Annotated in this window: 13 protein-coding genes; 7 read left to right on the plus strand and 6 right to left on the minus strand. The window is 61.1% G+C overall.

All coding sequences use genetic code 11. From position 1 onward, the window contains the following. Positions 1-65: 65 nt before the first annotated feature. The 3 genes from CDV44_RS08865 (at position 66) to CDV44_RS27770 (ending at position 3,381) form a co-directional block, all read left to right on the plus strand. Positions 66-833 (plus strand): ABC transporter ATP-binding protein, encoded by a 768-nt coding sequence (locus tag CDV44_RS08865; RefSeq protein ID WP_058380264.1) that lies wholly within the window; start codon positions 66-68, stop codon positions 831-833. An 87-nt stretch (positions 834-920) separates the two neighbouring features. Beyond that, a complete protein-coding gene (locus tag CDV44_RS08870; RefSeq protein WP_087687694.1) occupies positions 921-2,249 on the plus strand; it encodes an FAD-binding oxidoreductase in 1,329 nt (442 codons plus the stop codon). Between the two features lie 622 nt (positions 2,250-2,871). Then, positions 2,872-3,381, plus strand: a complete 510-nt coding sequence (locus tag CDV44_RS27770) for a hypothetical protein (protein ID WP_141118700.1) — start codon at positions 2,872-2,874, stop codon at positions 3,379-3,381. Between the two features lie 151 nt (positions 3,382-3,532). Here CDV44_RS27770 and CDV44_RS08880 read toward each other — a convergent pair whose 3' ends face one another. Next, complete coding sequence (locus CDV44_RS08880; RefSeq protein WP_087687696.1) at positions 3,533-4,009, minus strand: DMT family transporter; 477 nt, start codon at positions 4,007-4,009, stop codon at positions 3,533-3,535. A 25-nt stretch (positions 4,010-4,034) separates the two neighbouring features. Beyond that, positions 4,035-5,462, minus strand: a complete 1,428-nt coding sequence (locus CDV44_RS08885; RefSeq protein WP_087687697.1) for an amidohydrolase family protein — start codon at positions 5,460-5,462, stop codon at positions 4,035-4,037. Between the two features lie 230 nt (positions 5,463-5,692). Here CDV44_RS08885 and CDV44_RS08890 point away from each other — a divergent pair, with 230 nt between their 5' ends. Then, on the plus strand, positions 5,693-6,628 hold the full coding sequence (locus CDV44_RS08890) for a LysR family transcriptional regulator (protein ID WP_087687698.1): 936 nt from the start codon (positions 5,693-5,695) through the stop codon (positions 6,626-6,628). A gap of 20 nt (positions 6,629-6,648) precedes the next feature. On the opposite strand, the gene CDV44_RS08895 is transcribed toward CDV44_RS08890, so the two are convergent. The 3 genes from CDV44_RS08895 to CDV44_RS08905 are packed head-to-tail and all read right to left on the minus strand — an operon-like array spanning position 6,649 to position 11,473. After that, positions 6,649-8,079: a di-heme oxidoredictase family protein gene (locus CDV44_RS08895; RefSeq protein WP_249277466.1), complete on the minus strand. Its 1,431-nt coding sequence runs from the start codon at positions 8,077-8,079 to the stop codon at positions 6,649-6,651. Then, positions 8,064-9,503, minus strand: a complete 1,440-nt coding sequence (locus CDV44_RS08900; RefSeq protein WP_170935916.1) for an ABC transporter substrate-binding protein — start codon at positions 9,501-9,503, stop codon at positions 8,064-8,066. Before CDV44_RS08900 ends, CDV44_RS08895 begins: the two co-directional genes overlap by 16 nt. Before the next feature lie 11 nt (positions 9,504-9,514). Then, complete coding sequence (locus CDV44_RS08905) at positions 9,515-11,473, minus strand: TonB-dependent siderophore receptor (protein ID WP_249277467.1); 1,959 nt, start codon at positions 11,471-11,473, stop codon at positions 9,515-9,517. On the opposite strand from CDV44_RS08905, the gene CDV44_RS28005 reads away from it, so the two are divergent. From CDV44_RS28005 to CDV44_RS08915, 3 genes are all read left to right on the plus strand, one after another. Then, positions 11,460-11,816, plus strand: a complete 357-nt coding sequence (locus CDV44_RS28005) for a hypothetical protein (protein ID WP_170935887.1) — start codon at positions 11,460-11,462, stop codon at positions 11,814-11,816. The two genes, CDV44_RS08905 and CDV44_RS28005, sit on opposite strands and share 14 nt — an antisense overlap. A 166-nt stretch (positions 11,817-11,982) precedes the next feature. Beyond that, positions 11,983-12,270, plus strand: coding sequence for a YciI family protein (locus CDV44_RS08910; protein WP_087687702.1), 288 nt, complete (start codon positions 11,983-11,985; stop codon positions 12,268-12,270). A gap of 231 nt (positions 12,271-12,501) precedes the next feature. Continuing rightward, positions 12,502-12,921 (plus strand): organic hydroperoxide resistance protein, encoded by a 420-nt coding sequence (locus CDV44_RS08915; RefSeq protein WP_087687703.1) that lies wholly within the window; start codon positions 12,502-12,504, stop codon positions 12,919-12,921. A 189-nt stretch (positions 12,922-13,110) separates the two neighbouring features. On the opposite strand, the gene CDV44_RS08920 is transcribed toward CDV44_RS08915, so the two are convergent. Next, positions 13,111-13,344 carry a hypothetical protein gene (locus tag CDV44_RS08920; RefSeq protein ID WP_087687704.1) on the minus strand — a complete coding sequence of 78 codons (234 nt, stop codon included), beginning with the start codon at positions 13,342-13,344 and terminating at the stop codon, positions 13,111-13,113. Positions 13,345-14,137 lie beyond the last annotated feature (793 nt).

A 14,137-nucleotide genomic window follows, 5' to 3' on the forward strand; every position in this document is an offset into this window, starting at 1 on the left:
GCATCGATTCGAAGGTTTCTCCGTCCCCGTCCCCATCCTCGCCCGCCATCGATCAAGGGCAGACGATGATCGCCATCGAAGGGATCTCCAAGCGCTATGGCGACTTTCAGGCGCTGGAGCGGGTGGACATGAACATTGCACGCGGCGAGTTCGTGGTGCTGCTCGGTGCCTCGGGTTGCGGCAAGTCGACACTGCTCAACCTGATCACCGGTTTCGACGAACCGACCACCGGGCGCATCGTCGTCGCCGGGCGTGAGGTCAAGGGCATCGATCCGCACTGCGGCATGGTCTTTCAGCAATACGCCCTGTTCCCGTGGCTCAGCGTGCTGGACAACGTGGCGTTCGGCCTGAAGATGAAGGGCATCGACAAGGCCACGCGCTATGCCACCGCGCGTCGCTATATCGAAATGGTCGGCCTCACCGGCTTTGAAGATCGTTACCCCAAGGCGCTGTCTGGCGGCATGCGCCAGCGTGTGTCGATTGCCCGCGTGCTCGCCAACGACCCCGACGTGATTCTGCTCGACGAGCCGTTTGCCGCGCTCGACGCGATGACGCGTCAGGTGTTGCAGGAAGAGCTGTTGCAGATCTATCAGAAGAGCGGCAAGACCATCGTGTTCATCACGCACTCGATCGACGAAGCGCTGATGCTCTCGACGCGCATGGTCATCATGAGCGCACGCCCCGGGCGTGTGGCTTGCGATCTGCCCAATGACCTGCCGATGCCGCGCAACGCGCAGGTGCAGCTTTCGCCCCGTTACAACGAACTCAAATCACAAATCTGGAACACCGTGCAAACGGAGGTCATGCGCAGTCTGGAGAGTCGCGCCGCCTAGGCGGCCTACCCTCACAGGCCTATCCGGCCAATCCTGCCAGTCTGGCCTGCCGCGAGAATCCCCATGCATGCCCGCATACGTATAGTCATGTCTAATCAAGTCAACGCCTCCCGATCCGCTCGCAGCAGCTTTCCCGCCTATCAGGCGGGTGCCGGCTGGAATGCTCTGCTTCCCGCCCGTGTCCCGCGCACGCAACCGCCCGTCGGGCGCAGTTTTGACGTCATCGTCATCGGCGCCGGGTTCACCGGTCTGGCTGCCGCCCGGCGCGTGGCCGAACTGCGGCCCGAGGCCAGCGTGCTGGTAATCGACGCCACCACGGCCGGCAACGGTTCGTCCGGGCGCAACTCGGGCTTTCTCATCAACCTGCCGCACAACACCGGCATGGGCGGCCACGGCAGCCCGGTGCAGGTGGCGCGCAAGCAGATCCGGCTTTACGACATCGGGTTGAAGTGGTTGCACGAGTTGATCACCACGCACGGCATTGATTGCGGCTGGAACCCGGTCGGCAAATATCACGCGGCAGCGACGCCCGACGGCGAGCAACGTCTGCGCGACACGCTGGCGCAGTATCGCGAGTGGGGCGTGTCGTTTCGCGAACTCTCTCGCGACGCACTGCAAAGCGAGATCGGCACCGACTATTACGGCTACGGCTATCACTCCGAGAACAATGTGTTCGTGCAGCCTGCGGCGCTGGTGCGCGGGCTGGCCGACACCTTGCCCGCGAATGTGCGTCTGTGGGAGAACGAGCCGGTGGTGGCACTCGACGGCAACGGGCCGTTCACGGTCACCACAGCAACGACCCAGTTGAGCGCGGGACAGGTGATCGTGGCTAACAACGGCTTTGCGCGAAAGCTGGGCTTGGCGCGCGACCGTGTCTTCACCATCTACACCTATGCCGCGATGACCCCGGCGCTGGCGGCGGACGAACTGGCAAAGCTCGGTCCGGCGCAGGAATGGGGCGTGATTCCGGCCAATCGTCTGGGCACGACCTTGCGCAAAACGCTCGGCGGCCGCTTCGTTGTACGCAGTGCCTATTCGTACGAGAAGGAACGGCCGATGGCCGATATAACGGCCATGCTGACCGACGCCTACCGTCGGCGCTATCCGCAGATGGCTTCACACAAATTCGAACACGTGTGGGGCGGCGTGACAGCGCTCACCCGCAACGGTGCGCTGTACTTCGGCGAAGTGCGCAAGGGGTTGTTCACGTCGCTGGGTTGCAATGGCGCGGGCGTGCTCAAGGGCAGCATGTTCGGCAAGCTGCTGGGGGAGATGGCATGCGGACACCAATCGCCTGAGCTTGCCGACGCGTTGGGGTTCGAGCGTCCCTCGTGGCTGCCGCCCGAGCCGATCCGGCGCGTGGCGATTGTCTCGGCGATCCAGTATCAGAAGCATCGCGCCGGGCTGGAGCGGTAATCGAGCATTGGCGTTCGGCGGTTGCCCGAACGGGGCAACCGCCGGGCCTGCGCGACCTCCAGGCCGCGGTGAGCGTTACGCCACTTATAAAACGTTGCGTCCGAAACGTTGCGTTTCCGCAAAGATTGGCGACCGTCTCGCCTGCGCCACTTTTAGCGCAACATTAATTTTCATCCCGTCAAATTACGACCCTTTTACAACACTACTTTTCCCATATGGCTACCACCATATTTCCAGCCAAATCATTGCAATTACAAAGGCAAATTTCACAAGATAGATCAAAACCACGATATAGCGTTGACTCAATCAACCGGGCTCCAGTAGCCTGAGTTCGCCGGATCCATTTAAGGCAATACGCTTCTGGTGCGATTTGGCGGTCGCCGCTGTCGACATTGATGGCGGATCATGGTTTTATTCTATGAGGTGATTTATGAATGGAATTATTTCCCTTGACACTCTGCGTTCGGCCCTAGCCCAAAAAGAAGTTCTTCAGAAGATCTTCGAATACGGCAGCATGTCTGACTGTGATTTCCCCTCGTGCGCGTATCACCCGCCCCAATAATTTAGAAAATAAAGGCTGCCAAATTGGCAGCCTTTTACTTTTTTCATCTCAAAGGGATCTATGGCGATCAATAAAAATGTTCGAGAATTTCCCTCGGCATCTCTTACGAATCATCTTCATGCCAAGCTAGCGCATCTACCTGATATTGAGCAGAACATTCGCATTGATGAATGCTTGAAATTTTTATTTCTCGCATCAATTCGGATGAAAAATCATAAAACCACATATGCTATCGTCAGTAAATCTATTGACGAAGTATGGCATGAATGTATTCTTCAAACTCAAGACTACGCGCTTTTATGTGAACGTCTTCCGGGGAAATCCTTTATCCATCACAGCTCATCGCCGGGCGGGTACCCGGACCACGTAATGAACTACGGAGCGGATGCCGCGGCGGATGAGCAAGTGTGGTGGCTCAAATACTACTATCTCCACTTTGGCGAGCAGACGGCCGCGTCGGCCAAGCACTGGATCGGGGTGGCATTTCTGATGGATACGTTTGACCTGTCAATTGACGACATCAATCGCGTCGCCAGCGGGGAAGTAGTTCAGAAATCGGGGATCCCGTGAGGCATATCTGCCTTGGGCCGTTCGCTGTTCATCCCGATCGTCCCGATCATCTGGGAGTGGGTTCATCCATACGGCGATGGACCGTTACAAGACTCAGTCATGTGTATGGGGCAGACATTGTCTTGGTCGGACGCGTGCATCTCCGGGAGCTTCATGACTTGCTCAGCGCCTGCACTAGCGTGTTGCCAAAAAGCGTGAGCGATACCCCGACGAGCATCACCGCTGCGCCCGCGAGCTTGATCGCCGACACCTGACGCGTTACCACGCCGATGAGTCCGAAGTGGTCGATGGCGAGCGACGACAACAACTGTCCGGCGATGACGAGCGCCAGCATGTTCGCCAGCCCGATGCGGGGCGCGAGCAGCACGGTGCAGAAGATCGCCCCCGCACCCAACAGCCCGCCAGCGAAACGCCACACGGGTTGCGACGGCACGCTCGCAATGGCAGCGGCAAGGCCGCCTTTGCCAATCGCAATCGCGGCCAGCGCCACCGTGCCGATGGCAAACGAGACGAGCCCCGCTGCTACCACGTTGCCGCCAAGCCCGCCGGCAAGCTGGCTGTTGACGGCTGCCTGCACGGAAATGGCCGAGCCCGCAGCAAACGCCAGAAGAAACAGAATGAGGTTCATAGTCGCTGACTCGTTTGCCTGACGCTCATGCCTGCACCAGTTGCGGCGGCGTATCGGCAAAGATGTCCGGCGCGTAACCGACGCGTGCGAACAAGTGCGTGCGCGACGCTTCCGTCGCGTGCTTGAGCGCCTGCATGTCGAGTCCCAGCAGCTTGCCGCCCGACTTGCGAATCCGGCCACCAACGATGACTGTGTCGACGTTGCTGCGCTCCGCCGCGTGAACGATGGTCCCGATGGCGTTGTTCGACGGATAGAGATTGATGTCGTCGGTGCGAATCAGGACAAGGTCCGCCTGCTTGCCCGGAGCGAGTGAGCCGGTCGCGTGCGACAGTCCGGCGACGCGGGCGCCGTTGATGGTGGCGGTCTCCAGAATGCTGCGCACCGACACGGGGGCCGGCGCCGAGGCATCGCCTTGATATCGACGGTGCTGCGCCAAGCCGCGCTGCATGACATAGGCGGCACGCATTTCACCGAACATGTCGCCACCGTACGACGCCTCGACGTCGATGCTGATGGCGGGCGCGATGCCGTGATCGACGGCGCGCTGATAGACCGTCAGCCCTTCCTCAAGACCGTACTGTGCGTCGGAGCGCGGGCAGACGTTCACGTTCACACCGGTCTCGCGCAAGATTTCCCATTCTTCGTCGGTCAGCCCGGTGCAGTGGTTGAAGATGTTGTCCGGCCCGAGCAGACCTTCGTCACGCAACTCCGGCAGCAACTTGCCCATGTCCGCCCCCAGAAACTCGGTGACGATGCGCAAGCCCAGACGGCGCGCTTCGGCCCATGTGTCGCGATCCCATTGCGACATCATCGCCATGGTGACCAGCGCGTTGTCGTCTTCGAAGCGCTCCTGCTTGAGTCGTGCAAGGTCCTGCGGCCAGTGTTGCGCCCATGCGCCGGCCAACGGTTTGCCCGGGGCATAGACGGCGCGAATGCCCGCATCCTGAAGCGCGTCGATGGACGCATCGGAATGCGCCGGGCTGCGCGCGTTGTGCGAGTTGTCGACGAGTGTCGTGATGCCTGCATCCAGTGCGCCGAGCGCCGTCAGGAGATTGCCGACGTACATGTCTTCCGGGCGGTAATGCGTCGCCACGGAGAAATGGGTCGAGCGCAGATAGTCGAGCAGCGTCGGTGAGTTCGGATCGAGACGACGCAACTGGCCTTCCCACGCATGGCGGTGCGAGTCGACGAAACCCGGCATCGCGATCATGTTCGACGCGTCGATGACCTCGGCGCCCTCGACCACCTCCCCGCTCAAGTCGGCCCCGATGGCGGCGATGCGTTCGCCTTCGATCAACACATCGCCGCGCGCCAGATCGCCCACGGCGGCATCCATGCTGACGATGGCGGCTCCCTTGATCAGAAGGCGTTTACCGGCAGCGACCGGCGCGAGCGGTGCCACGATGTGACGCAAGACATCCCACGACGTCGAAGGGTACGAATTGGCTGACATTATTCTTCCTGAGCGAATAATCGGCACGAGAGCGATTTCATCGTCAGGCGGTGGCACCCTGTGTGACTGGTGGCGGCCTGCCGGAAGCGAAACCCTGTCTTGCCTTTGAAGGAGGGCGCCACCGGGAATCGGACGGCGGCCCGTGATGGCGACAGGGTTCAATGTAAAGACCGGCGTGTGGCGCGACAATCACCTATACTTTTCATACTTTGTGAAGCTAGGAATACATAATGCGAGGCAGCGAATTTGCGGACATCCGGGCGTTTGTGACGGTCGCCGAGCAAGGCGCGTTTGCTCGGGCGGCGAATGCGCTGGCCGTCTCGCCGTCGGCGCTCAGTCAGACGATCCGGTCATTGGAGGAGCGTCTGGGCGTGCGTCTCTTCAACCGGACAACCCGCAGCATCAGCCTCACGGAGGCGGGCAACGCCTTGTTCGAGCGCATGCAACCGTTGCTGGCCGAGTTCAACGCTGCGCTCGACGAGGTGAATCACTATCGCGACAGCCCGGCGGGCACGCTCAAGGTCTGCGCGCCGCAAATGGCCATCATCCATTTGCTTCAGCCGATGCTCGGCGTGTTTCAGGAGAAGTACCCCGACGTCGTGCTCGATCTGACCAGCGACGAGAGCCTCGGCGACATCGTTGCGCGCGGCTTCGACGCGGGGATTCGACTCGGCCGGCACGTGGATCAGGACATGGTCGCGGTGCGCGTTGGCCCGGACCTGCGGCAAATCGCCGTCGCCTCACCCGAGTATCTGAGCAAGCATGGCCGCCCGGAAACGCCGCAAGACCTGCACCGGCACAAGTGCATCAACTGGCGTCGCGCAGGTCAGAGCGGTGTGTACAACTGGGAATTTGCGAAGGACGGGCAATGGTTCGACATTTCCGTCAAAGGCACGCTAATCGTTAACGACTGCGCGGTCGCCCTGCAAGCGGCGCTCGACGGTCTTGGCGTGACCGTCTGGACCGAAGACTGGATGAAACCGCATTTGCAGTCGGGCCGGTTGGTGCCGCTGCTTGAGGCGTGGTCGCCGCTGACGCCGGGCTTCTATCTCTATCACCCGAGCCGCGTGCGCATGCCGGCGGCACTGCGCGCATTCATCGATGTCGCGAAGACGGTGTCGATGGAAATGGCGCAGGCCAACCGGGCGCCGGTCGCCACCCCCTGAAGGCTTCGCGACCGGATCGCTTATAGCGACATCAGGAATCGCAACAGATCGGCGCGTGCCTGCGGCAACATGGCGCGAAACCGCTCTCGTGCGACCTGCCCTTCGCCGCCGTGCCACAAGATGGCTTCCTGCACCGTACGGGCGCGGCCATCGTGCAAATAGGTCGCGTCGGGATTCACCAGCGCCGCCAATCCCAGTCCCCACAACGGCGGCGTGCGCCAGTCACGCGGCCCGGCGAGAAAGTCCGGACGGCCATCTGCCAGCCCCGGCCCCATGTCGTGCAACAGCAGGTCGGTGTAAGGCGATATCTCGCGATTGGCCATGGCAGCCAACGGCGGGAACGCCCCCGTGCGCACGCTGGGCGTGTGGCATGCGGCGCATCCGTTCTGCGCGAAGAGCCGCTCGCCGCGCTTGACCTGCACGTCATCGATATCGCGACGCGGTGGCACTTCCAACGTGCGCTGGAAGTATTCGATGGCGTCGAGTTGCGTGGCGGTCAGATCGGACTGGCCATCGGTCGGGGCCGCACGGCACGCGGTCTGCACTGCGGGACAAGTCTTCTCGGGAAACAGTGGCGACGTAATGCCCAGATCGCCGACGAAGGCGCTTGCGATCTGTTGACGTATCGACGGCTGATTGGCCTTCCAGCCGAAACGCCCGACGACCAGCCGCTTGGCGGCCACGTCCCACACGCGATTGACGCGCCCACGCACGCTATCCGGCAAACGGCGAGCGGCCAAGGCGTGCAGTGTCGCGTCGTCGATGGCTTCAAGCCAGCCGAGTCCGTAGACCGGAGAACCCACCCGCGCCGATGTCATCGTGCCGTGCCCGAGCGGTCCGAACGCCAGATCGCTGAACACGAGTTGCGGCACGCGCAGGCGAACCGTTTCTCCGCCAGCCAGCCGCTCGATCCGCTCTGTGTAGCGCACGCGCACCTGCCCTTCTGCGGGTACGCCCGGAATGGCCTTGTCGCCGAGTTGATCGCCGTAGTTTGGATGCTCGCGCGGGGCGCCCGTCGGCGTACTGCCCGGCACGCTCAAACGTACGAGCAGGCCACGAGGCGCTTCGTCCGGGCCAAGCGGCGCGTTGCCGCGTCCGAACTTCACGTGACACGCGATGCACGATATCTGGTTGTAGACCGGACCGAGTCCGGCAATACGTCGGTCGGCTGACGGATATACCACCCAACTCTGCCGGAACTGCGAACGCCCTTCGGCAAATTGCGCGAGTGACGCGTCGTCGTCCACCACGGACGCCATCGGCATGCCGAACGCTTCGCGTGTCACGGGTGCCGCCGTGGGCGCTGTGATGGGCGCGGCAACGGATTGCGACGCGGCATCGAGCGGCGTCAGACTGCCTGCAACGCCCGTCACACTCACCATGCTCGCCACAATTGCCGACAGACGTCCTCGCCACCGGCGTTGCCCTGCCTGCGCTACTTGCCTGAACATACTGCCCCGTCGGCGAGCCATTCACGCACGTGTGCCGTGCGAGCGTTCAATGCCTGCGACCAAGTCGCCTCCAGCGCACTGGCCTTCGTCTGTGCAGCGGGGTCTTGGCGTCTACGGTCGAACGTTGATCGCAGCGCCGGATCGGCGGCCGTGCTGGCGTCGATCGGCGGCTGCGTCAGCAACGCGCGCGCCTTCTCGAGACACACGGCATCGACGCCCGCCACCGGCTTCACGGTACCGTTGCCTTCCGTGCCGGCGAGTTGATGCCAGCGTGTCCAGAGTTCGGTCAGTTCGGCCTTGCGACGCGTGAGGAATACGTCGAACAGCGCGTTGTCGAGTGAATAGCGCGCGAGGCCCAGCGTCTCCTCATACGTCACGCCTGCTGTGGCCGCGTTGGCGGCAAACGGGTCGTACGTCCCCTTCGGGGCATCGCGATACACGCTCGGGCGTACCGGGAGCTTGCGCACGTCCGGTGCGAACAGCAGCCGTTGCCCGGCGTCGGATAGCACGAAGCTGACAAACGTGCGCGCCGCGCCGAGGTGCGGCGTATCTCGAAGAATGCCGATGTGCGCCGGCGAATAGCCCGTGCCCGGCGGGTACACAAAGGTCAGCGGCGCACCATTCGCAATGGCGGAACTCGCGAAAAAGTCGATGGTGACCGCTACCGAAATCGGCGTACGCATGCCATGCGACAAGCTGGCGAACGCGCCGCCTGTCTCCGCGAAGACGAAGTTCGCCCCCGCCTCAGAGAGCAATGCCCAGCCCTTGTCCCAACCTTCGGCTTGCAGCACGACGTCGAGCAACGTGGGCGCGAAACCCACACGGCTCGGCACCGGGAACATGATGTGTCCGCGATAGCGCGGCTGCGTGAGGTCCTGCCACGTTGTAGGTGCGGGCAGGCCCTGACGGGCGAGCGCCGCCGGGTCGAGCATGAAGCCAAACCCGGCAATTTCCGACGCGACGAATCGCCCGTCCGGATCGGAGATGCGGAACTTGCCGACGTGAGACGGCAAGCCCGTGAGATCGACGTCGAGCTTGCGCAGGGAACCTTCCTGCCCGAGATCGGCGAAGTTGCGCACGGCGGGTGACCAATAAACGTCGACCCCGCCCTGCTTCGGGCCTTGCAGGTAATCGTAGGCATCGCGATGCTGACGCCACAGAATTTGCAGCGCGATCTCCGGATGCTGCTTCTCGAATGCACGCTCGAAGGTCGCGACCACCTCCTCCGGATAGCTCGTGAGCACCGTCAGGGTTTCGCGTTGTGATGCACTCGCGGCCTTCGGTGGCGCGACTGTCGCCGGGGCGTCGGCCGCATGGGCCGTTGCCATGACGCCGCCCGACGTCGAGAGTGTTGAAAATGCCGTGATCGCCGCGAATGCTGCCAATGCGAACGTTCGAATCGTCTTGCCTGCCACTGCCTGCATACCCTGCTCCATCAGAACGCGTAATTCAGATTCACGTAGTAGTTACGACCGGCTTCCGGGTATCCCTCGGTGTAGGCGTAGTTGCGATCGAAGATATTGCGCACGCCGAATTCCGCCGTCACGTTGTGCACCACTTTCCACGCGAGTTTCGCGTTGGCGATACCGAACCCGGCGGCCACGCGACGCCCGTCGCTCGAGCTGACACGCGACGATGTGAATTCCGTATCGCCGCTCACCGCGACCTTCGAGGTGATGTTCCACTTGCCATACAGGAACAGCTTATGGCGCGGCACATCGGTCAGCACAATCGACGGATCGCTGCGGTTCTGACGATTGATGTACGTGTAGTTGCCGCCGACTTCGATGTCGTCGCCGATCTGACTATTCACCGAGGCTTCGATACCCTGCGCCACCACATGCCCGACGTTCTGCATCTGCGTGCACGGCGGGCTGCTGCAAGCGCTGGCCGGAAGCGATGCGGCCTGAATCAGGTTACGGATATCGCTGTAGAACAAGTTCACCGCCCCTGTGGTGCCCGGCGCGATGCGCTCGCTGTAGCCGATTTCCACGTTGGTGGCGTGCTCGGGGCGCAGGCTGGCATTCGGGATAGCCGTGCCCATGCGATACGAGTAGCGATCCTTGATCGTGGGGAAGCGGCTCTTCTCAGCGACGCCGAGGTGCAGCTTGCCGGTCGGCGAGGTCTTGTACACCATGCCCAGTTGCGGATTCCACGCGTCGACGTTGTCTTTCGGGAACCCGATGATCTGGTTCGCGGCATTGACGTCTTCAGCACGCCGCGTGATGCGCTTGTCGTAGCTCACGCCGCCTTGCACGGCAAACCGGTCGGTGAATTCGTGGGTGTCTTCCAGACCGAACGACAGCGTGGCGTCTTCGAAATGCTGGTCCGGTTTGCCCGGATTGATTTCGTGGTGGAAGTCGTTCTTGATGTGCGCCGCGAACTTCACCGTATTGGCCGTGAAGAGCTTGGTGCCGACTTCGGCGCTTGCGCCCCACGTGTGATCGTCATACGACGAGTTGGACGACGACTTTTTGAGCTGCGTCGAGTACGTGGCGTCGTCGTACATGCTCAGACCGTTTTTGTAGCGGTCGTAATAGGCACGCACTTTCAGGTAGCTGTCGCTGCCCAGTTGCGTGCGCGAGATGTAGTAGAGGCTTTCCTTGTCCCAGTACGGCCAGCGCCAGTAGCGCACGTTCTGCGTGGGGTCAGTGCCGGCGTAAGGCGGGTTGCCCTTGCTGCCGACCTGATTGATGTAGTTCAGCGAGTATTCGTCGGTCGCGTTCGGCGTGAAGCCAATTTTGACGTTGATCTTCTTGTCGCGATTGTCCGAGTTGTTGCGACGCCCCGGGGCTTGCGCGGGGGCACCCTTGAACGCATCGGACAGCGTGTAGAAATCGCGCTCCAGATAAGAGCCGCTGACTTGGAAGTACCACAGGCCTTGATTGCTGCCGAGGTTGAAGTTGCCTTGATAGCCGTTGTTGGCGAACTTGCGGTCGAACACGAGGCCGCCGCCGATGTTGCCTTCGAAGGTGCTTTGCGGACGGCGTCCGACCAGATTGATCACGCCGCCCAGCGTGTTCGGACCGGCCAGCACGGTACTGTAGCCCTTCTGGACTTCGATCGCGCCGATGTCGAAGGTGGTGAAGCGTGCGAGATCGACGTAGCCGTCGTACGAGACATAGACGGGGATGCCATCGATGAGCACCGGCACCTGACGCATGTCGAAACCGCGCACGTACACCATCTCTTCGTTGCGCGGCCCGACCTTCGAGATATTCACGCCGGGCATCATGTCGAGGGCGGCGCCAACCGTGACGCGGTTGGCCTGCTCGATCTGGTCGGCGTCGAGCGTTTGCGTGCCGATCGGCATGCGATCACTTTTCGCGGTCACGTCGACGCGGCCCAACTCGAATACCGGTTCTTCTGCGGCATACCCTATGGTCGACGACATCGCTGCCGCCACCATCAACGGAAGCTTACGCTTCGACAACTTCTTCATCGTAAAACGCACTGCTTTGTCCCCTCTTCGTTTTGTTGTTAGTCGTTATATATCGACTTATATAACGATAGTCGCGCGAAATGCCGGACGCGAAACGACGCGCCAGAACCCTTCAGGGTCCGGTGGTGGCAAATCGGGAGCGGATCGCGCGGACGCGGTTGCGCCGTATGAAACAAACAACGGCGGAGGCAGCGTAGGGGAAAGTAAAAATCTTGGCAAGCGAATGACGACCTATGTTCATCATTCATCCGCCGTGATAGTGGTTTTCGGGACGGTCGTCAGGCATGCCAAGTAATTAACAAGGCAAGGCGGTCCGAGGTGCTGAGGCGATGGCTCGGGCGATGCAACCGGCTCATGGGGTGGATGACGCCCGGGTTGCACGCGTTGCAACCCGGCTTGATACACTGGCCGACTGCGGCGCCATGCCGCACTTCACTCCCCCACTCGGACAGGATCACAGGATGTACATCGTCGAACTGACTTACCTGCAACCCACGAGCGCGATCGACGTGCAACTCGTAGCGCATCGTGAGTTTCTTGCCACGCAATATGAGCGCGGGTTGTTCATCGCGTCCGGTCCCAAGAACCCGCGCGACGGCGGCGTGATCGTCGTCTCCGGCAAGGTGTCTCGCGCCGAGCTCGATGCGCTCATCGCGCAGGACCCGTTCCACATTCACGGTCTGGCGGACTACCGCGTTATCGAATTTTCGCCGGTCAAATCGCACCCGCAAGTAACCGACCTGCTGTGAGGCAGCCCCGCTGACCCTGCTGAGTTTGTATCGCTATGTATCCGACGCGGGCACGGACACAAAGCGTTGCCTGCGAGCGCTGTGCAGACACATGGCCGATACAGCCGCTTAGTTCAATGCGAGAAGTCGATGTTGCAAGGGCCGGGACGTTCCCGGCACGGACATCGTTTTCGCGTCGATCCATGGCGCATTACTCGTTACTCAGTACTTAGTACTCAGCGGAGGCACCTCATGACCCAACTCGACAAAGTTCTCTACACCGGCCGCACCCACACCACCTCGGGCGGCCGCGACGGCACCGCACGCAGCGACGACGGACGGCTCGATATCGCCCTGTCGTCCCCCGGCACCAAGGGCACCGGCACGAATCCCGAGCAATTGTTCGCGGCTGGCTGGTCGGCATGCTTCATTGGTGCCATCGGGTTGGCGGCGCAAGCTGCCAAGGTGGCGCTGCCGGAAGATTTGTCGGTCGATGCCGAGGTCGACCTTGGCCGTGTGGGTGATGGGTATGCGCTGCAAGCGCGTCTTAATGTGAGCATGCCCGGCGTGCCGCGAGACACGGCGCAGGCTTTGGTGGATGCCGCGCATAACACCTGCCCGTACTCGAAGGCCACGCGCGGGAATATTGGCGTGACGATTACGCTGGTGTGATGTGGGATCGTTCGGTGCTGTTTCCCGTTGAGTGGTTGATGGGGAGGTGGCACCGGACGGTTTTATTGCGGCGTTGTTAGAAACACAAAGGGCGGGACGACATGAAAAATATGTCGTCCCGCCTTTTTTGTTTCGGGTGGCTGCCGCGTGAGCGACAGCCATGTCTTGCGTTTCGAAACCTTTGGTTGCTCACGCACCCTTATACAGCGTCATGTTCAGGTGATCGATCTGACCTGACGTTTCAGCAGCCACGAGCTGGTTGTGGACCTGCGAAGCGCTCAGTGCCGGACCGTTTTCCGGCGTCCAGTGTGCCGCTTGCACAGCATTGCCAGTGCTCGTGAGTACGTCGTTCGTGCCAGCAGCAAACGCCACACCTGCGGTGCCAAGGGTAGCGAGGGTAACAGCGATCATCAGTGCTTTCATGGTGATTCTCCAAAAGGTTCAAATAGGGCAACGCGCGGATCGTGGGCTGCTTTGCGATGCCACCGCATCGATCCGCCGTTGTTGCTATTTAAACTTCGGGAGGTATCTGCCGTTTGTCTGGGAAGGTGTCGGGTGTGATTGTATGTATCGCCGAGGGGTGGGATACGTGGAGATACAAAGTTGGGGGAGATTGCTGTCAGGCTTAAAGTGCTGGAATGGCAATGGAGTTCGACCGGTTGAATCCACAACCAAGAGCAGTCCTCCAACAGCGCCCTCCATGTTACGCGATGTACTCTAATCCTGAGGACGAACATAGAGGCGAGCGGACACTGAGTTCCCCCGGTGCTCGAAGCGAATTTAGTCTCGGGTGGGGAAATCTGAATTCCGTAGCACCATGCTCTGTTGAGTGCCGTCGCTCCGTTACAAAACAATCATCTTGCGGACTGTAGTGACGATCTCATTGATCCTCTCTCGATTCTCATCGACCCAGAAGGCTATACGATTCATTCGCCACTATTACATAACGAAGAAGGATCCGAAGTTTGGATTCAACAGATGGACTCGACCGAACTCGTTGCATACAGCCTGAATTTCCTCATTTGGCCAGCACTCCATCTCGTTTACTCACGCGACACATGTCCGGCGCAAAGCCTCGTCGGCAGTGTATTCGTCGAAATGGTCGAAAACATACGTGTCGTCTCGCTCTTCGTGGTCTTCCAGCATATTACATAGCCGGTTGTGCACCTTGTTTTACGAAAAATGGCTGCCACATCGGGAAATCAACGGATTGCAG

Source organism: Pandoraea sp. PE-S2R-1, assembly GCF_002179865.1.
In the GTDB taxonomy this organism is placed as follows: Bacteria; Pseudomonadota; Gammaproteobacteria; order Burkholderiales; family Burkholderiaceae; genus Pandoraea.